Annotated in this window: 16 protein-coding genes, 1 tRNA gene and 2 pseudogenes; 8 read left to right on the top strand and 11 right to left on the bottom strand. The window is 65.9% G+C overall.

From position 1 onward, the window contains the following. Window positions 1-2: 2 nt before the first annotated feature. The 3 genes and pseudogenes from QP181_RS14930 to ftsE form a co-directional block, all read right to left on the bottom strand. Window positions 3-683 carry a lysophospholipid acyltransferase family protein gene (locus QP181_RS14930; RefSeq protein WP_333929036.1) on the bottom strand — a complete coding sequence of 227 codons (681 nt, stop codon included), beginning with the start codon at window positions 681-683 and terminating at the stop codon, window positions 3-5. Next, complete coding sequence (locus tag QP181_RS14925; RefSeq protein WP_132734987.1) at window positions 680-1,216, bottom strand: YdcF family protein; 537 nt, start codon at window positions 1,214-1,216, stop codon at window positions 680-682. The genes QP181_RS14930 and QP181_RS14925 overlap by 4 nt, the downstream gene beginning before the upstream one ends. An 890-nt stretch (window positions 1,217-2,106) precedes the next feature. Continuing rightward, window positions 2,107-2,822 (bottom strand): annotated as a pseudogene (gene ftsE, locus QP181_RS14920) (cell division ATP-binding protein FtsE). Between the two features lie 164 nt (window positions 2,823-2,986). On the opposite strand from ftsE, the gene QP181_RS14915 reads away from it, so the two are divergent. Together QP181_RS14915 and QP181_RS14910 are read left to right on the top strand one after the other, a co-directional pair. Beyond that, the gene (locus QP181_RS14915) at window positions 2,987-3,337 is read left to right on the top strand and encodes a zinc-ribbon domain-containing protein (protein ID WP_333929035.1); all 351 of its coding nucleotides are present in this window, start codon (window positions 2,987-2,989) and stop codon (window positions 3,335-3,337) included. Window positions 3,338-3,396: 59 nt separating this feature from the next. Continuing rightward, window positions 3,397-3,774, top strand: a complete 378-nt coding sequence (locus QP181_RS14910) for a DUF3426 domain-containing protein (RefSeq protein WP_333929034.1) — start codon at window positions 3,397-3,399, stop codon at window positions 3,772-3,774. A gap of 61 nt (window positions 3,775-3,835) precedes the next feature. Here the strand turns inward: QP181_RS14910 and QP181_RS14905 are convergent, their stop codons facing one another. Both QP181_RS14905 and QP181_RS14900 read right to left on the bottom strand, forming a co-directional pair. Then, window positions 3,836-4,453, bottom strand: a complete 618-nt coding sequence (locus QP181_RS14905) for an MATE family efflux transporter (RefSeq protein WP_333929033.1) — start codon at window positions 4,451-4,453, stop codon at window positions 3,836-3,838. 256 nt (window positions 4,454-4,709) lie between these two features. Then, window positions 4,710-5,123 (bottom strand): annotated as a pseudogene (locus QP181_RS14900) (MATE family efflux transporter); the annotation flags it as partial. Window positions 5,124-5,306: 183 nt separating this feature from the next. On the opposite strand from QP181_RS14900, the gene QP181_RS14895 reads away from it, so the two are divergent. Both QP181_RS14895 and QP181_RS14890 read left to right on the top strand, forming a co-directional pair. Continuing rightward, window positions 5,307-5,393: transfer RNA gene (locus QP181_RS14895), tRNA-Leu, on the top strand. A 79-nt stretch (window positions 5,394-5,472) separates the two neighbouring features. Beyond that, entirely contained in the window at window positions 5,473-5,625 is a 153-nt protein-coding gene (locus QP181_RS14890) for a hypothetical protein (protein ID WP_165911452.1), read from the top strand. Between the two features lie 40 nt (window positions 5,626-5,665). Here QP181_RS14890 and QP181_RS14885 read toward each other — a convergent pair whose 3' ends face one another. The 6 genes from QP181_RS14885 to QP181_RS14860 form a co-directional block, all read right to left on the bottom strand. Continuing rightward, complete coding sequence (locus QP181_RS14885) at window positions 5,666-5,920, bottom strand: hypothetical protein (protein WP_132897363.1); 255 nt, start codon at window positions 5,918-5,920, stop codon at window positions 5,666-5,668. A 3,333-nt stretch (window positions 5,921-9,253) separates the two neighbouring features. Continuing rightward, window positions 9,254-10,960 (bottom strand): hypothetical protein, encoded by a 1,707-nt coding sequence (locus tag QP181_RS14880; protein ID WP_333929032.1) that lies wholly within the window; start codon window positions 10,958-10,960, stop codon window positions 9,254-9,256. Window positions 10,961-11,035: 75 nt separating this feature from the next. Further along, window positions 11,036-12,130: a hypothetical protein gene (locus QP181_RS14875; RefSeq protein WP_333929031.1), complete on the bottom strand. Its 1,095-nt coding sequence runs from the start codon at window positions 12,128-12,130 to the stop codon at window positions 11,036-11,038. Window positions 12,131-12,234: 104 nt separating this feature from the next. Next, window positions 12,235-12,708, bottom strand: coding sequence for a DUF11 domain-containing protein (locus QP181_RS14870; protein WP_132734973.1), 474 nt, complete (start codon window positions 12,706-12,708; stop codon window positions 12,235-12,237). A gap of 11 nt (window positions 12,709-12,719) precedes the next feature. After that, window positions 12,720-13,745 carry a hypothetical protein gene (locus tag QP181_RS14865; protein ID WP_333929030.1) on the bottom strand — a complete coding sequence of 342 codons (1,026 nt, stop codon included), beginning with the start codon at window positions 13,743-13,745 and terminating at the stop codon, window positions 12,720-12,722. 227 nt (window positions 13,746-13,972) lie between these two features. Continuing rightward, entirely contained in the window at window positions 13,973-14,209 is a 237-nt protein-coding gene (locus tag QP181_RS14860; protein WP_333929029.1) for a winged helix DNA-binding protein, read from the bottom strand. 633 nt (window positions 14,210-14,842) lie between these two features. On the opposite strand from QP181_RS14860, the gene QP181_RS14855 reads away from it, so the two are divergent. The 4 genes from QP181_RS14855 (at window position 14,843) to QP181_RS14840 (ending at window position 18,023) form a co-directional block, all read left to right on the top strand. Continuing rightward, window positions 14,843-15,004, top strand: a complete 162-nt coding sequence (locus QP181_RS14855; RefSeq protein ID WP_165911451.1) for a hypothetical protein — start codon at window positions 14,843-14,845, stop codon at window positions 15,002-15,004. A gap of 204 nt (window positions 15,005-15,208) precedes the next feature. Further along, window positions 15,209-16,306: a type III polyketide synthase gene (locus QP181_RS14850; RefSeq protein ID WP_333923686.1), complete on the top strand. Its 1,098-nt coding sequence runs from the start codon at window positions 15,209-15,211 to the stop codon at window positions 16,304-16,306. Continuing rightward, window positions 16,303-16,998, top strand: coding sequence for a methyltransferase domain-containing protein (locus QP181_RS14845; protein ID WP_332755967.1), 696 nt, complete (start codon window positions 16,303-16,305; stop codon window positions 16,996-16,998). The genes QP181_RS14850 and QP181_RS14845 overlap by 4 nt, the downstream gene beginning before the upstream one ends. Continuing rightward, a complete protein-coding gene (locus QP181_RS14840) occupies window positions 16,977-18,023 on the top strand; it encodes an NAD(P)/FAD-dependent oxidoreductase (protein WP_333923684.1) in 1,047 nt (348 codons plus the stop codon). The genes QP181_RS14845 and QP181_RS14840 overlap by 22 nt, the downstream gene beginning before the upstream one ends. Window positions 18,024-18,067: the final 44 nt, after the last annotated feature.

Genomic DNA, 18,067 nt, shown 5'->3' with positions numbered 1-18,067 from the left:
ACTTAATCCAGCGCGTTCATCGCCGCATGAACTCGCTCCTCAGCCTCCTCACGCGGCAGGCCCGGCGGCACCACCTCGCCGAACCGGAAGGTAATCACCCCCGGCAGCTTCGGGCCCTTCCGCGGCCACACCAGCCCGCTGTCGCACGCGATCGGCACGGTCGGCATTTTCAACGCACGGTACAGCCCGGCAAACCCTGGCTTGAGCGGCGGATGCTCGCCCGGCGACACCCGCGTCCCTTCCGGAAAAATCAGAATCGAGCGCCCCGTCGCCTTCGCCGCGGTCGCCTCGCGCATCATGCTGCGCATCGCCGTCGCCGACGCCTCGCGGTCGACCACGATCGCGCCGTAGCGCCGCGCCGCCCAACCCCAGGCCGGGATATCCGCCAGTTCGCGCTTCAGCACGATCGCAGGGCCGTCGAGCAGCGCCTGCAACTCGAGCGTCTCGAACATCGCCTGATGCTTGCACGCATAGAAAGCGGGCTCGGTCGGCCGAGTCCCTTCGATCCGGATATGCACGCCGAGAATCACCCGTGCGCACCAGCGATGGAAGCGCGTCCAGATCGTCGAATGCACGATCACGGCCCGCGATCCGAACAGAGCGGAAATCGGCACGGTCACCACGATCGGTACCGAGATCATGTAGAAAATGAGCATGAACGCCCAGTTGCGCAACCAAATCATCCGCCAAATCCAATCCACAACGCGATCCGGCGAAGGATCAACTTGTTGTATTCGTTGACCAAGGTCCCGAGCCGCGGCGTACCCGGCACGCCATCGCCGAGGATCACGACATTCTTGTCGAGCGCCGCCGAAAGCTCCATCCGCGCCCGCGCCACATGCCAGTCCGACGTCACCAACCGCACCGACCGGTATTTGTGCACGCGCACCCACTGCGCGGTCTCCTCGGCATTCGACCGCGTATCGACCGCGTCCGCGCCTAGATCGATGCAGCACGCGAACAGCGCGGGCGACGTCCGGTATTCGAGAGCGAGATCGATCGGCCGCACCCCCGGCGCGACGCCCGTCACCAGCATCCGCTTCGCTTGGTGATCGCGCAGCAACGCGATCCCGCGATCGATCCGGCCCGCTCCGCCGGTCGGCACGACGATTGCATCCGAGGTGAAGCCGTTCAGGGGCTTGGGCAGCATCAGCATGAACAGCGCAAAGCCGAACGCCCAGGCGAGCGCCATGATGCCGAACAACCGGACGATCACAGGATGTGCCTCAGCGCACGGACGATCGTGACGCGCGGCGAGCGTGGCGAGGACGACGAACGCGACGGGCAACAGCGCGAGCACCACCCAGTCGACCCCGCCAAGCGTCACCCCGCCGAGCAGGTCCGAGCCGAGCCCATGCAGCCGGATGCCGATGAACGCGACCACCAGCAACGCCACGACACCCCCACCGACGCCACCGATCGTCGCGTCGAGTGCGATCCGCCGCTGGAACAGCCGCGCGACCTGAAGATCGGTCGAGCCGAGCATGTGCATCACCGCGATCGTGGCGCGATGCGTCTGGAGCCCCGCACGGGCGGCGAGTACCACCACCGCGGCGGTCGCGCTCGCCATCAGCAGGACCAGCGCCAGCGCGAGGAACGTCAGCGTGCGCATCACGTCGTTGACCGGCGACATCCAGCTTTCGTGCCGGTCGACGCGGACACTTGAATTCAGACGCCGGACCGTGGCCGCAACGCGCGACGCGGCGGCCTCGTCATGGTCGGCAAGGTCGACGTCGATCATCGCCGGCACGGGCAATTGCGGATCGGCGCCGTCGGAGCCAAGCCAGGGTTGCAGCAACCGTGTCAGCTCCGCGCGATCGACCGGCGTCGCCGTCGCCACCGCCGGCATCGTCCGCAAGGCAGCAAGGACACGGGCGGCGGCGACGTCACGGCGGACCGGATCGCCATCGACGACCTGCACCGTCAACCGCCCCGCCAACTGCCGATCGAGCAGCCGCGCAGCCCCCGCGGTCGCAAGTCCCAGTGCCGCCGCGAGCATCGTCAGGAACAGCATGATCGCCATCACCCACGTCATCGCGCGTAGCCCGCCCGCTTCGTCGAGCACGCGGCGTTCGGCCGACGACCGGGCTTTGGTGGCGCGGCTCATCATTCGGGCCGTGTCGGCGGATAGCGGAGCGCGCCCGTCGGATCGAGCAGCCGCCCGCGATCGAGTCGCATCATCTGCGCGCCCGGAATCCGCCCCAGCAGATGGAAGTCGTGCGTCGCGACCACCACCGTGGTGCCGAGCTTGTTGAGCGATTCGAACAGATGCAGCAGCCGCTCCGCCATGTCGGGGTCGACATTGCCGGTCGGCTCGTCCGCCACCAGGATCTCGGGGCGAGCGATCACCGCGCGCGGATCGCGACCCGCTGTTGCTCGCCACCCGACAAGGTCGCCGGTCGTGCATCCGCCCGGTCGCCGAGTCCTACCCAGGTGAGCATCTCGCGCACCGGTTGCTCGATATCGGCCTCGGGCATCCCCGCCACGCGCAAAGGCAGCGCGATATTGTCCCAGGTCGACAGGTGCGGGACCAGCCGAAAATCCTGGAACACCACGCCGATCCGCCGCCGGAACCCTGGCAGCCGGTCGCGCGACAACACCACCGCATCCTCGCCGAACAGCCGGATCACGCCGCGCGTTGGGCGTTGTGCGAGGTACAGCAGCTTCAGCAACGAGGTCTTGCCGGCACCGCTCGCGCCGGTGAGGAAATAGAATGCACCACTGCGCAGCGTGAAGCTGAGGTCCGACAACGTCTCGGGGCCTGCGTCCGGACCCAAGCCGTATCGCAGCCCGACATTTTCGAATTGGACGATATTCGCCATGACGTGGTTGCGCCCGCTCTCGCCCGCTTGATGCCCGTGCCAATGCCCGTATTGGCGCTTTCGCATGAAAGCGCGCGCCGCTTCAAGCTTGCCACATAGACGGGCAGCGTGCTTATTCGGAACATGAACGGTCGCGCTCCGGCGGCCGCTGGTGAAGCGTCTCCATGATCCTCCAATGTCCCGAGTGCAGCACGCGCTATCTGGTCCCCGACAGCGCGATCGGCGGCGAGGGACGCACCGTGCGCTGCGCCAATTGTCGACATAGCTGGTTCCAGGCGCCCGCACCGGTGATCGAGGATGCGCTAGAAATCCCGGCCGCGACGCCGCTCGCGCCCGTGCCGCCGCCGCTCGCGCCGCTGATGCGGACGCCGGACCCGGTCGAGAGGTTCACACCGTTTTCCGCTGCGCCCCGGCCCCAACCCAGATCGCGCCGGAACCAGCCTTTGCGCCTCCCGAATTCATCGTCCCGGATTATACGTCGGTCGTCGAGCAGCCCCCGTATACGCCACCGCTGAAGCCTCGGCGCAATACGGCCCGGTGGTGGACCGTCGCCGCGGTCCTGGCCGGGCTGTTGATGCTGATCGCGGTCGGATCGATCGTTTATCTCGGCGCGCCGGGCGTGGTGGCCAAACTGGGATTCGGGCTTGGCAGCGCAGAGACGCCGTTGCGGCTGCGTGACAATCCGATCGAGCGACGCGAGCTGGAGAACGGCTCGGAGCTGTTCGCGGTCAGCGGCCAGGTGACCAATCCGTCGGACCAGCGCCAGCGCGTCCCCGATATCCGCGCCGAACTCCGCGATGCGCAGGGACGGCTGGTGTATAGCTGGACGATCACGCCGCAGCAGCGGACGCTGGCACCGGGCGGTGCCGTTGATTTCAACTCGGCGACGCTGAACGTGCCGCCCAACTCGAAGCGGCTCGAACTGAGCTTCGCGGGTGAGGCGACGCGCTAGCTCTACGATCCTCCCTGACGGGGAGGATCAAGTCAGCCCTCCCCGTCAGGGGAGGATCGAGTCAGCGCCGCAATCGTCGGCTTACGATCCAGAAGCGGCCGCCGTGCAGGATCGCGGCGGTCAGCATGCCAAGGCCAGAGGCGTAGACCAGCGCCATCGGGCCGACACCCGCGTGCACCATCCACCAGCCAGCACCGCCGGTGACGACGAAATACGCGACGATGCTGTTCACCCCTGCCACGACCTGATCGCCGAGCGAGCGGAGCGCGTAGACCAGCACCACTTGCGCGCCGTCGAACAGAATGAACGGCGCCCAGACCGGTAGCATCGCCAGCGCGACAGTATGCGTGGCGAGGTCGGCCGGAAACGCCGCGACGATCGGCCCGCGCGCAACGATCAGGACGATGCCGCACAGGCCGAGCGCGAGCATCGACAGCCCGGTCGCGATCAGCGCGCGGGAGATGCCCGCTCTGGGATCGCCTTCACCGACTGCATTGCCGACGCGGACACCGCAGGCGGAGCCGAGGCCGAGCGCCAAACCGAACGTGACGTTGTGAACCGAGAACACGATCTGGAACGCATGCGCGACATCGTCGCCGAACTGCGTCGACAGCGCGATCAGGATCGAGAAGCCGGCAAGTTCGAGGCCGGACGCGACGGCGGGGACGATTCCGAACACCGCGAGTGCGGCGATTCCGGCCGGCACTCCGCGCCATGCCGCGAGGTCGATTCGCCGGACTCCGCGCTCCTTCGCGCGGCAGGGTCAACGCCGCCGCGATCATCCCGACCGCCCCCAGCCCCGACGCGATCGCGGTCGCCGTCGCTGCGCCAACCGCTCCCATTGGCGGCAGCCCGAGATGGCCGCCCGACATCGCCCAGGCCAGCACCGCATTGAGCGGCAGTATCGACAAGTTCACCACCGCGACACGCCGCGGTCGGCTGACGCCCTCCAGGAAGAAGCTGGCGGCGACGATCATCAGCTGCGGCGGATAGGTGAACGCCATCACCCGCACGACCCGCCCGGCCGGCTCGACCAGCGCAGGCGCGACACCGATCCCGGCGAGCATCGCGTCCGCGAAGACGAACATGACGACTCCTACGACGAGCCCGAGCAGTAACCCCAACACCAGCCCTTCGCGGAGCACCTGCCCGGTACGCGGCAGATCCCCCGCCCCATCGGCACGTGCGGTATGGACGAGGACGCCCGACAGCCACGCAAGCCCGGTGACGATCGCGATGAACGTCATCGAGCGGCTCGCGCCGAGCGCCGCCACCTCGTGCGCGCCGACCAGCCCGACGACGATCACGTCTGTGACGTGCAGGATCGTCCAGTTGAGGCTGGTCAGCATCACCGGCCACGCGAGCGCGAGCACGCGCCGCGTTTCGGCTCTGGTATCGGTCGAAAAAGGAAGCGGGGCATCGTTTGCGGTACCGGACGAACGGTTTTTCGCAAAGGCCGTTGCGTAGCGTTCAAACCCTTGCTAGTGGCGCTCGCCTACCAGATGCCGGGTCCGCCCGGTGATGTTTCATGGGCGGCCATGGCGGAACTGGTAGACGCGCAACGTTGAGGTCGTTGTGGGCGAAAGCCCGTGGAAGTTCGAGTCTTCTTGGCCGCACCATTTTTTCTGATGAGCGTAAATACCCCCTTCGAGGGCCCCCTTGCTGCGCGTGTGCGTTGGCTTGCTTGGAGGAATTTGCATGAGTTCGATCGACGACACGATCATCGATACGCCCGAGGGCCCGATGACGTTTGCGCAGTGGAAAAAGAAGAACCCGGTCCAGCTGCCCTCGCGCCGGACCAAGGGGAAGAAGCTCCCGAACAAGGTGAAGCTGACCACCGACGGGAAATAGGCGGACAACATACCCCTCCCGCTTGCAGAAGGGGAGCAAGTCAGTGCCGCTCGTGCGAACTCCACGACCCCTGCTTCGCCCGGATCATCCGCGCCTGAAATTTCACCCGTTGCCAGAACGTTGCATCGTCGAGCCGCCATTGGCGAATCGCCTGCGTCGCCAGCGTCTCGATCAACGCCTCGCTCGTCGCTGCGTCCTGCATCGCGAATGCTCGTGCGAGATCCTCGACGCACGGACCATGATCGGTAAAGTCGCGCGGCAGCGGCATTGGGACGGGTTGGTTCGGCGTCGGCATAGGTCTCTCTCCCTGTATTATCCCCGCCCGCCGAACAGCGCGCGCGTTGCGCCACCGATCGTCGCTTGGTCGAATTTCAACCGCATCGTCACGTACGGCCCCTGCCGCGTGTAGCGGTCGTCCTCAAAATCGCGGTCGCGGTAGCCCGATACGTTATAGCCTGCGGTGATCCACGTGTTCTGCGCAGGCGAGACGCCGACCGACGGCCCGCCGCTCCACGACCAGGCGCCGCGCGACCAGGCATGCTGCGCCGATCCGCTCACGCCGATATCGAACCGCGTACCGATATCCTGGCGCAGCTCGAACCCGGTGACGTCGATATACCCGTCATAGGTGTCGTCGGCGAACCGCCCCGCGACGTATTTCGCGCCGTAATACAGCGTCGCCTCGGTCCCGTGGCCGAGCCCTTCCGGACCGGTGCGATAGTTCACCGCGAGGTTGTTGATGATCCGCGACGTGACCTGATCGCCGCCGCCATGGGCGGGTACGCCGAGGGCATTGGAGTCGGTGAACCCCGCATCCGCGCTCTCATGCCGCAGCTCGAGCCGTTCGAGCACCGACCAGCGGCTGTCGAGCGGGCGGAACGCAAGCGCCAGATCGGCGGTGGCATAGGTCGCGACCGCGCCGCTCTTGTCGGTGATCGTGTACGCCTTGATGCTCGACGCGAGCGTCTTGCCCTGCCCCAGCGTGCGCAGGAAGTTGGTGGTGATCCCCCAGCGATCGCCGCTGTCGGCATTGCGGTATTCGAGCCGCCCGTTCACCGACCAGCGTGCCTGGCGATAGGTCGCGCCCAGCGTCATCGCAGCGTAATCGCCGTTGGTCTGGTCCTGCCCGACATAACCGCCCGAGGTGACCGGCTGGAACGCATTGACCACCGCACCGTCGGGAATCTTGCCGTTCAGCGTGTTGCTGGCATCGAGCGTGCCGTCGACCGTCCAGTGCTTGCCGAGCGGCACCGACTGGCTGAGGCCGTATTGCGCATAGGTCCGCGCGCCGTTCTCGCCGATCGCCTGCTGGTTGAGCGTGCTCATCAGCTTGGCACCGGTCCAAGGCGCGACGTCGACGCCGAACTGCTTGGTATGCGCGACATAGCCGTCGCCATTGGCGATCTCATACCCGCCGATCAGGCGGATGCCGGGCTTGATCCGGTAGGCGAGCTGGATCTGGTGGCGCACCGGGAAGTCGACACTGTCGCTGTCGCCGCCGGGCGCAAACTGCGTCTGACCGGTCACCGTCAGCGTGTCGCCGAACAGCGCCTGGCTGCCGCCGAGCGTGAGCAGCCGGCTGTCGCGGTCCTTGCCGTCGATGCCGCGATCCGCCGCATACTGGCCGCCGACGAAGATCGTGCCCGTGTTGCGCCGATATTCGAGGCGGACGTCCGCGGCGGTCCGCGTCCCCGCGCTGTCGAGTTGCTGCTGGTGCCAGGCGACCCCCGTCAGGCTGATCCGGTCGGTCAGCCGCAGGCGACCATCGAGCCCGAATTTGCGCGTACCCGCTTCGACAAGGTTCTGCTGGCCAACGCCGAACGCGGTATCCTGCTGACGTGCATACGCGAGCAGGTCGAGCTTCGTCCCATGATGATCGACCTCGGCGAGATAGGCGAGCCCCTGCCCCAGCCCCTGCCGCCCACCCTTGGCGATCTCGCCGCGCAGTTCGGTGGTGGCGGTCACGCGCGCCTTGATATCGGCGCCGAGCACGGTGGCCTTGCCGACGGTCTCGTCGCGGATGACCGCGACGCCGACCTCGACCCGGCCATCGGCCAGCTTGGTCGCAACGCGCCCAGCGGCGGCGAGCTTCGACGACTTGCCGCCCTCGACCTCGTAATCCGCGACGATGAAGATCGGGTTCAAATTGCCGTCGCGGCTGAGGATCGGCTGGCGGAAGCGGACCGTGCCCATCGACGTATCGATGTCGTAGTCGATGTGGCGGGTCAGTTCGGTGCTCGAGACGATCAGCTCGGAGCGGAAGCGGTCGCGCTTCTCGAGCCGCAATTTGTCGCTGTTCGGGACGATGTTGCGCCCCGACAGCCGGTATGGCCCGCTCAGGCCGTTGCCCTGGATCTCGTCGCGCGAATACAGCGTGTCGGTGTTCGCCGCGAACCCGGTCGCGCGCACCCGCTTGCCCTCGTACGCCGCCTTCACGCCGTTGAGCGTACGGCTGTAGCGGGTCAGCTGCGCGTCGGTGAAACCGGTCTCGAAATCGCCAAACAGCGCATAGAATTCGCGACGCTCGAGCCGCAGGTACAGCTTGCGGCGGGTTGCCGCATCATAGCCCTGGCGCGAACCGTCGCCATAGACGGTGTAATAGCGGTCGGGGTCGATCGTGCCGAGCAGCCCGCGGTCGGGATCGTATTTGCGATCGCTGTCATAGGCGATCGTCGCCAGCCATGAGCCCTTGACGCGACCCTTGGCGTAGAAAGCGAGCTGGCCGTCGGTGACGACGCTGTTACGCTGCGACCGCGGCAGGCCCGATTGGCGCTTGCTGAGCATGTCGTAGCCAAGCGAGCCCGCGCCGAACCCGACCACGACCCAGTCCTTGGCGGACGCTGCGAGCCAGGCGCGAACCTCGTTGGCGTGGACGACCTTATCCTCGGTCAGCGAGACGACGACGTGAACCGCGCCGGCCTGCGTGGTCGGCTGGAGGGCGATGAAGGCTAACCCGTCGTCACCGACCACCTGCGCAGTGGTGGACGAGCGTTCGCGGCCGGCAAGCTGACGCCCCTGTTCGAGCTCGGCCTCGACTGCGGCGGTATAGGGCTGGTCGACGGTGAACGGGACGAGCGTGCCGGCGCGAACCGGGCGACCGGTCTTGTCGGTGACGCGGATCGCGATCAGCGGGCGGGTCAGGCCATCGGCGACGAGCCGGCTGCTGGCCGCGTCGAATACCGCGCGGACGCCGGGGCCGGAATAATACACGACGCGCTGGAGGGTCTTCACGACGCTGCCGTCGGCGGCAAGAATGCGGGCATCGAGGCGATTGTCGCCGTCGATCAACGGGATACCCGTCCAGCGCGACACCGCGATATCGGTGCCATCGCGTGTGTCGGTACCGTCGAACGCGAGGGGCTCGACCTGCTTGCCGTTGATCGTGAGCGCGACGCGCTGGCCGGGCATGTGCTTGATGACCGCACGGATGATCGGCGCGCGTGGGTTGTGGTCGGCGGTCGGGAACAGCCAGTCGATGCCGGCCGCCTGTTCACCCGTCAGCCAATCGCGGCTCCCCGCGGCGATGGCGGCATCCGGGACCGCGACGGGAAGCCCGGCATCCGCCGCCTTGGCCTTGCCGGTCGGCTTCAGCTGGAAGTCGACGCGCTTCAGCAACCCGCCCCCACCATCATTGGCGCCCTCGACGAAGCGCGAGATCGGGCTGTTCGCTTGGCGTGTGTCGATATCGCAGGCGACCGGCACGTGCGTCGCGGGGATGCTCGACGTGTCGATCTGGACGACGTGACGCCCAGCGCGGACGCCCTCGAAATGGTACAGCCCGTCGCGGTCGGTGGCGACGAACGTGCCGTCCTCCATCAGCAGGCGGATTCCGGGCACGCCCTTGCGCTTGTCGACGGGATCGCCGCAATTCCCCTCGGTGACGCGGCCGATGATCGTCATCGCGTCGGTGAACAGCAGCGGGCGTAGACGCACGGACGCCGCGGCTTCGTTGCTGGTAATGGTACCCTGCCCGGCGACGCGCGCACGATTGAGCGCTTCGCCGGTCGGGGCGCCCGGTGCGATGCTGACGACGTATTTCAGCTCGGTCGAGGCACCGGCGGCGAGCACCGGGATGACGAAATCGAGGTTGCGGCCATCGCTCGACACGGTCGGCTCGTCCCCGCCGCGCGGAATTACGTTCGTAGCGCAGACCGCGGGGCAGCGTGTCGGCGACATGGAGCCCGCGGGCCGGGACAGAGTCGCGGTTGGTGATCCGCAGCAGATACTGGACAAAATCGCCCGGCGACGCCTCACGCACCGAGGCGACTTTGGTCAGCAGCAGCGTGCCCGCGCCGGGGCTGTCGAGCGGAATGTCAGCGGAGAACGGCTCGGGTGTCGACAGCGTCAGCGAGCCGCCGAAACTCGTGTCGTTGAGAATGAACGGCCTGCCCTGCGGGTCCTTGAGCGCGGCCAGCGTGGCGCGGTCGACGGTGGAGGGCGCGGTATAGGTACCGGGTGGCGCGACCTTGATGAAATAGCGCCCCGGCGCCGTCAGCGGGAAACGATAGCGCCCGGTCTCGCCAGGATAGACGCGGCCGCCGGCGTCGGTGACCGCTTCGCCGGTGACGACGGTGGAAGGATAGCGGCTGACGCCGTCGTCCCCGAACACGGTCGCGGGCTGGCCTGTCTCGTCGACCAGCGACACGGTCGTGCCGTCGATCAGCGCGCCGGTCCGCGAATCGAAGGTGTAGCCGGCCGGGTCGATCAGCAGCGACGCCATTGAAGCGAGGCTGTAGCCGTCTTCGGAAAAGCTGAGCTTGATCGTCGCGCCGCGCTGGTTGCGAATGTCGCATGCGGCGAGTTCGGGATGCTTGCCGGTCGCGCTGGCGGGGATGCCGCCGGCGAAGATCCCGCTGTCGACGGCGGTTTCGGTCAAGGTCAGCGTCGTGTGGATCGTGCCGACGTCGACATCGATGACCGACGTCTCGCGCAGATCGGGATCGTGGTTGCCGGCCTGGTTGTCGAGCACGAGGATCATGTCCGCGTAGATGTCGACCGCGGCGACCCAGGGTGATGCGGCGTAGGTCGCAGCGTCGATCGGCGACGGCGTGAACAGGAGCGATGGCGCGGTCTGGCACTTGGCGCCGGTCAGCTCGTAATTCGGCGGCGGCAGGTGAAAGGTAAGCGTCGTCGGACGCTTGGCGCGGTTCACGTCGAGCGCGACCGTATTGGACGGGATCGCACGCACGCCGGAGTCGCTGGCCGCATCGTCGAACGACAGCGTCGCGGTATTCTGGATACGCGTCTGGGCGCTCGCCGGCAGGATACCGATGACAAGCCCGATCAGCGTCAGGAATAGGGCGCACAGGCGCAAGAGGCGGCGGAAGCTGGGCATCAAGGGTCCGCTCCCGGCACGCGTCCTTCACGCGCGCCGGGATCGGTCGGTCCTTTCGGGTGCGAGGGTATGGGTTTAGTTGATCGTCACGCGGAACGTCGCTGCGACCGATGTCCCGCCGAGCAGGACCGGGATCGTCGCATTCACCGTCTTCGTGTTCGTGTTGAACGAGCCGGTATAGTTGAGCACCGGCACGGTCACCGATCCGTCGTCCGCCAACGGGACGCCGCCGACGATCCCCGTCAGCAGGCATGTATTCCCGAGCGCGATCGCGCCGATCGCGAGCGAGTTGGTGACATAGGTGGTGTTGGCCGGGATGACGTCGGTGAGCACGACGTTGGACGCCGGCGTGCCGACCGTGCCGTTGTTGACGATCAGGCAATATTGCACGACCGCGCCCGGGATAGCTTTTGGCGAAAGGGCAAGGTTGACCGGATCGTTCAGCACCAGTTGCGACTTGGCGACGCTCAAAGCGACATTGCGCGTGGTGATCTCGTAGCCGAGCGACGCGCGGCCCTGCCCGTTCAGCGCAACGTCGCCGCCGAGGCCATCGGAGTCGTTGTCGGCAAAGACCACATCGACGACAGCATCGTCGTTCGGGGCGACGCTGGCCGCCAGCGGCAAGCCCTGCGCGGCTGCATCACCACCCGCCGCGACCTGTGCGATCAGCGTGATGCCGGCAAGCGCGTTAGCCTGGTTGTTGGGAATGTCGGCGACGATGAAGACGACCGCCGACTGATCGGCACCGAGCTCGTTGATGTAGGTCACGGTATCGGTCCCGGCGTCATAGGTGCCGTTGCCGTTCGAATCGACGTAGATGTGGATATTGGTCACGTCGAAATTGTCGCCGGTGAACAGGTTCGTGATCGGCGTCTGGCTCGACGACAACAGGAAATCCTGCGTGCCGTTGGTGTTGTTGGTGACCTTGAACGTCGTAACCGCCGCGGTCTGGCCGATCGCCACCTGTGTGTTGTTCGGCTGGTTCGCGATCACGGTCAGGTTGACCTTGCGATCGACCACGAAGCTCGTCGTGTTCGACGTCGCCGACTGCTGGACGCCGTTGACCGAGTAGCTGGCCTGCGCAGTGTTGGTGACCGACGTGCCGGCGGCAGTGCCGGCGGGCCCCGGTGCCTGCGCACTGGCTGTATTGGTCGCGATACCAAGCGACACGACCGCAGCCGTTCCGGCCATCAGCGTGCGAATTACCCCTTTTGCGTACATTCCGAATTATTCCTTCTGTGTAGATTGCGAGAGCTGGGTCGACGGAGGCGCACTCATTTCAGGACGGCCTGGAACGCGAACTGACCTTGCGAACCGGCCGCTAACGGGCTTGCGAGGCGCCACCGGACGCTGGTGACATCGTTGGGGCTCGCCGGGCGCGTGCTGCCGTCGAGGCTGCGGACGCGCAGCGTGGCGAGCGAACCGAAAGTCTTGCCGTCGACCGACACGTCGGGTGCCGGCGAGCCGGGATTGGCCGAGCGATAGGCGATCTGCCGCGGCAACGGATTGTCGAGCACCACGTTGCTCAGTGGCTGCGTACCGGTGTTGCGATAGGCGAGTACGAAGATGACCTTGTCGCCCGGCGTCACCTTCGACGGTTTCACCAGCGCGATCCGCGTGGTGCCGTCGGCGGCTGCGGCGCGGCTTTCGACCAGGATACTGCTGGTGACCTGCAACGGCCCTGCGGCCGCGGAGGCGACGGCAGCAGTGGCCGCCAGGACGGCGGCAATCATCGGACGCGTGATCATGACTATGCTCCTCATTGAATCTTGGCTTTGAACTGGACGGTGTGGACGGACGCCGCGGCGACCTGCCCGAGCGCGACGGCGATGCCCGGACCTTGTGCGCCACCAGCCGGTGCGCCGCCGGTCGCATCGAAGCGGCCTGCGTCGCCGTCCGCGGCGTCGCTCAGCAGCGCGCCATCGAGCGTCAGGCTGCCGGGGACGAAAACCGTGCCCGCCGGGATTGGATCGGCGATCCGCGCGCCGGTGACGGCATCGGTGAAGCGCGCCTCGAGCGTATAGGTGATGACCGAATCGCGAACCGCGTTCTGCGATCCATCGGCGGCGCGCACCGACTGGCTCTTGATCAACGCAGGACCGGCACGTGCGCTGGCCAGTGGGACGACCACGCTGGCAGTGGCACCGGTCGGCCCGACGACCGCGTCGCCGCCACCGTCGCCGCGACCGGCATAGCCACTTCCTGGCACACCCGACCCGGTCAGCGCCCGCGCGGTCATGGTCAGTGTGGCATCGGCGACGGACTGTTCCGCGGTCCCGACCAGGACCGCGAACACCGTGATCGACTGGCCCGGCGCAAGCGCCGGTACCGTCGCGTCGACCGGTGGGAGGTCGATGGCAGGATCATAGCGTCCGTTGCCATCGGCATCGATCGCCAGCGTGCGCAACGTCATCGCTGGGGACGAGATGCTGGTCGCCAGCACGAACGATTCGGTCCCATTGTCGGCATTGGTCAGGACGAACGGGATGATCGTGGGCAGTGCGGGCGGCGGCGCAACCGTGATCACGCCCTGCCCTTCGCGCACCAGGCGGGTGTCGAGCCGTTCGGCGACGATCAGCGTGACCGTGTTCGAGGTGACGGACCGGGTGCCACCGTCCATATCGTACCGAAGATTAGCGGTGTTGAAGATCACGGTGCCCGCCAGGCTTTCCGCGCGTGCGGCGGACGGGGCGGCAGCCATAGCGAAGCCGGTCGCGATCATGACGATCGCGAAGAGCGCAGCGACGCTCGCACGGGTCCGATTTGTATCAGCCCGTATCTTCAAGATGACGCCTGCGCGCAATGTGTTCCCCACCCTTTGATGGGGAACAGATCAAGCACCTGGCCTTAATCAAATGCTACGAAATCGTAACGGTATGTTTTATGAGCAAACTTGACATATTTGCGACTAAATCGGTTATGATAAATCAGTCAGGATCAATCGACCCGATCTGCTACGTTTTTGTCTCTATTCCGATATAAAGTCGAAATAGGCCTATCAAAATGCCCGGATCAGCGGCGACGCAGCGCGCGAAGATAACCGCGCATCGCCTGGTCGCCACTATGGCTCAGCGAAATTTCGACACGTCGCCGATCTGTAGGGTCGATTACCCGATCGATCAGCTTCAGCTTGTGCAGATGTTCGATCCAGCGCTGGGACGTGGTAACCGGCGCATCGGACATGCTGACCAGCGCCTTGATGTTCATCGGCTGGCGTTCATCCCGCGATACGAACAGGGCGAGCAACATATCCCAGGCTGGCTCGTGAAATAGCTCGGGGGTAGGAAACGACGTCGCAGCCGTCGATCGGCAAGCACCGCCTCGGCGTGCGCTACGAGTTCCGTCTCACTGGGCTCGGCACCGACTGGTTCCGGATCCGCAGCATGGGCAACGCGGCCGTTGAATTCTTCAGCGACCGCCGAAAGCTTGGCGGTCAGATCCTTGATCAAATCAACTACCGACTCGTTCTTCACCAAACACTCCCTTGTCCGTCTTCAACGAGGTAATCGACCCATTGATCCGGTACATCGGACGGGTCGCACCGCCTTTGCCGTCCTTTTCAGCGGGTAGCACCGCGGGACCATTGTCAGCGCAAACTCCACGTCAACATGACAGGATTATCGGCAGTTTCCATGCAAAAATGGACTGTTTCCGGTATAACCCTACACATTGAAGCGATATTTTCACATTTGACCGGGGTATGCGCGCCATTGTGGGTGCAATAGATTGAATCTAACTAACCATTGTGGTTTTATCTGTATTGATTTGGCGCAATTCACACACCTATCCGCCATCAATACTATGGTATACTTTCGATCCACCGCGATAGGATGCCTGAAACCACCTGTGTTTGAGGACATCAGCTTGCAAGGGGATCCATTGATGGCCGCGACTCGAATATATGCGCTACTGCAAGAGGCGTGCGCTGCGCTGGAAGCGTCTGAGGACCATGCAATCGCGGCCTATGTTGGTTTCGCGATGGCGCTGGTCGAGGAAAAATACGGGGTCGGACACGACCATCTCGAAAGCGTCGGCTGCGACTGACCATGCGATCTGGCGTGACGGTGGTGGCTGCGGCAATTCGCCGTTTACGACTTTTCAGATGAACATGACGGATTGCGACGCGAGTTGTTTTCGGGGAAGCATGCGGATTGTCGGCCGCCGCGACGTCTATGTTCGTCGACCGTGCGTTGAGTGTTCGACCCACGTGTCCTCGCACGTGGATGAAAGGACGTCGTACCCGTTTCCATGCCCGCTCCACCAACCGACACCTCTCAGCAACTGCCTGCGTATTTAAACGCTGTCGGGACCGCTGTTCCCGATCATGACATCCACGCAGCGTTCATCGCCTGGGCGCGCGAGCGGACCGGTGCGCGATCGACCAAGGTGTTCGACCGGATGGCCTCACGGTCGGGTATCGCGCATCGCTGGTCGGTCTTGCCGCCGACCGCGGATGGCGGCTCGCCAGTCGACGATGCTGGTTTTTACGCAACCGAACCACATCCCGGCACGGCTGCAAGAATGACGCTGTACGCCGAGCATGCGCCCGCTCTGGCGATCCGCGCGATCGAGGCGTTGCGCAAGCAGATCGCCGTCGAGGGCATTACGCATCTGGTGGTGGCGAGCTGCACCGGCTTCGTCGCGCCCGGCATCGACCAGATCATCGCGCGCCGGCTTGGGCTGTCGCCCAGCGTCGAACGGCTGCTGATCGGCTTCATGGGATGCTACGCGGCGGTCGTTGCGCTGCGTAACGCGCGTCACATCGTCCGCTCCGAGCCCAAGGCGCGCGTACTCGTCGTGACGGTCGAACTCTCGACGCTGCATCTCCAACCTGCCAACGACATCGAGCCGTTGCTGGCGATGCTCCAGTTCGGCGACGGCGCCGCGGCCGCGCTGGTCACTGCGGACGCGACCGGGATCGAACTCGGCACGCCGTTCGCCGCCGCGCTGCCCGATACCGAAACGCTGATCCGCTGGGACGTCACCGATGCGGGGTTCGCAATGCATCTGTCGGGCGAGGTGCCCGCGCGGATCGCGACCGCGCTCGCGGATGCCGCATTCCGAACGATCGTCAGCGACGGCCAGCCGCCCGAGACGATCGACGGCTGGGCGGTCCATGCCGGCGGGCGATCGATCCTAGACGCGGTCGAGCATGCGATGCATCTGAACCCTGAGGCGCTGGCGGCGTCGCGTCAGGTGTTGGCGGACAATGGCAATATGTCGTCGGCGACGTTGATGTTCGTGTTCGAACGCCTCCTGGCCGGGCCGCCGATCGGGCGCGGCGTCGCGCTGGCGTTCGGGCCGGGCCTGGCGGCGGAGGGCTTCGGGTTCCGGAGCGCGGTATGAGCCTCGCATCATCCAGCCTAGCCGTTCGCAGCCAGGCCGAAGAGCTGATGGACGCCGACGATCTCGACGCAGCGACTTATGCCGATGTGGTCGGCGATTTAGCGACCGTGAACACCGTGACGATGGCGCGCCGACCGACGCTCGATTTCCTCGATCGGGCGATCAAAGGGCGGACACGATTCCGGTTGCTCGATGTGGGTTTCGGTGACGGCGATATGCTGCGGCGGATCGCGCGCTGGGCAAAGGCGAAAGGCATCGAGGCTGATCTCGTCGGCGTTGATCTCAACCCGCGCAGCGAGCAGGCGGCGCGCGTGCACGGCGGCGATATCCGTTATGTCACGGGCGACTATGCCGATCTCGCCGACGAACCTTGGGACGTGATCGTCAGCAGTCTCGTCGCGCATCACATGACGCACGACCAGCTCGTCGCGTTTTTACGGTTCATGGAGCGCCACGCGACCGCGGGGTGGTTCGTCAACGATCTCCACCGCCACGGGTTCGCACACTGGGGGTTCCCGATCCTGGCCACGCTCGCGCGCTGGCACCCGATCGTCCGGCATGACGGCACACTATCGATCGCGCGCAGCTATCGTCCCGACGAATGGCCACCGTTGCTCGCGGAAGCCGGCGTCACCCAGGCGAAGGTCCGCCGCATCTTTCCGTTCCGGTTATGCGTCGAACGCCTGCGCTGATAGTCGGCGGCGGGCTCGCCGGGGCCGCGACTGCGATTGGCCTCGCGCGCGCTGGGCGACCGCACCTGCTTATCGAGCGATCGCGTGAGACGGGCGATGCGATCTGCGGCGGGTTCCTGAGCTGGCGGACGCTCGAGACGCTGGCCGGGCTCGAGATCGATCCCGATACGCTCAATCCGCAGCGCGTGACGCGCGCACGTATCTTTGCAGGCAACCGCCGCGCGGAAGCTGCCCTGCCCCACCCGGCAGTCTCGGTATCACGCCACCGCCTCGATACCGTCCTACTGGCCGAAGCCAAGCGGCTTGGAACGCCGATCGAGCGCGGTGTCACCGTCCGCGAGATCGATGGCACGACCGTGCGCCTCGCCGATGGTGCGACGATCGCGACCGACGCGCTGTTCCTCGCGAGCGGCAAACACGACGTTCGCGGCATGGCCCGCCCCGAGGAGGCGCGCGGCGATGATCCGACCCTGGGAATACGGGTACGCGTCACCCCCTCACCGGCTCTGGCCCAATCGCTCGCGGGCAGCATCGAGTTGCATCTGTTCGACCGCGGCTATGCAGGACTGGCAATGCAGGAGGACGGCACCGCGAACCTGTGCATGGCGGTACACCGCTCGCGGCTTCAGGCCGCCGGATCCCCCACACAACTGCTCGAAGCGCTCGGCCGCGAGATGCCCGCACTTGGTGAATGGGTCGCGCTGATCCCCCCAATGCCTCGATCGATGCGATCGCCAATGTCCCCTATGGCTGGCGCCAACGTACCGGCGTCGACGCGGTGTTCCGGCTCGGTGATCAGGCCGGCGTCATCCCCTCGCTCGCCGGCGAAGGCATGGGGATCGCGCTCGCCAGCGGAGTCGCGGCATCCGCCGCCTACGCAAAAGGCGGCTCCGAAGCAGGGGTCATCTGGCAGGCCGACTTCGCCCGCCGCCTGGCTCGCCCTATCGGTATCGCCAGCATCGTCCGCCATATCGCCGAGAGCGAACGCGCGACGTGGCTGCTACCGTTGCTGCGCCCCTCACTGATCCAGGTCATCGCCAACGCAACCAGAATGAGCCAGTCTTGAAAT

The sequence above is a fragment of the Sphingomonas sp. LR55 genome, from assembly GCF_036856015.1.
GTDB lineage: Bacteria > Pseudomonadota > Alphaproteobacteria > Sphingomonadales > Sphingomonadaceae > Sphingomonas.
This window is presented reverse-complemented; position numbering and strand designations above follow the sequence as displayed.

Bases quoted from the DNA above. Each gene is read 5' to 3' on its own strand.
- QP181_RS14845 (WP_332755967.1), top strand. From the start codon at position 16,303: ATGAGCCTCGCATCATCCAGCCTAGCCGTTCGCAGCCAGGCCGAAGAG.
- QP181_RS14870 (WP_132734973.1), bottom strand. From the start codon at position 12,708: ATGATCACGCGTCCGATGATTGCCGCCGTCCTGGCGGCCACTGCTGCC.
- QP181_RS14910 (WP_333929034.1), top strand. From the start codon at position 3,397: ATGCTGATCGCGGTCGGATCGATCGTTTATCTCGGCGCGCCGGGCGTG.
- QP181_RS14930 (WP_333929036.1), bottom strand. From the start codon at position 683: ATGATTTGGTTGCGCAACTGGGCGTTCATGCTCATTTTCTACATGATC.
- QP181_RS14850 (WP_333923686.1), top strand. From the start codon at position 15,209: ATGCCCGCTCCACCAACCGACACCTCTCAGCAACTGCCTGCGTATTTA.
- QP181_RS14885 (WP_132897363.1), bottom strand. From the start codon at position 5,920: ATGCCGACGCCGAACCAACCCGTCCCAATGCCGCTGCCGCGCGACTTT.
- QP181_RS14890 (WP_165911452.1), top strand. From the start codon at position 5,473: ATGAGTTCGATCGACGACACGATCATCGATACGCCCGAGGGCCCGATG.
- QP181_RS14840 (WP_333923684.1), top strand. From the start codon at position 16,977: ATGCGTCGAACGCCTGCGCTGATAGTCGGCGGCGGGCTCGCCGGGGCC.
- QP181_RS14880 (WP_333929032.1), bottom strand. From the start codon at position 10,960: ATGCCCAGCTTCCGCCGCCTCTTGCGCCTGTGCGCCCTATTCCTGACG.
- QP181_RS14860 (WP_333929029.1), bottom strand. From the start codon at position 14,209: ATGTTGCTCGCCCTGTTCGTATCGCGGGATGAACGCCAGCCGATGAAC.
- QP181_RS14855 (WP_165911451.1), top strand. From the start codon at position 14,843: ATGGCCGCGACTCGAATATATGCGCTACTGCAAGAGGCGTGCGCTGCG.
- QP181_RS14915 (WP_333929035.1), top strand. From the start codon at position 2,987: ATGATCCTCCAATGTCCCGAGTGCAGCACGCGCTATCTGGTCCCCGAC.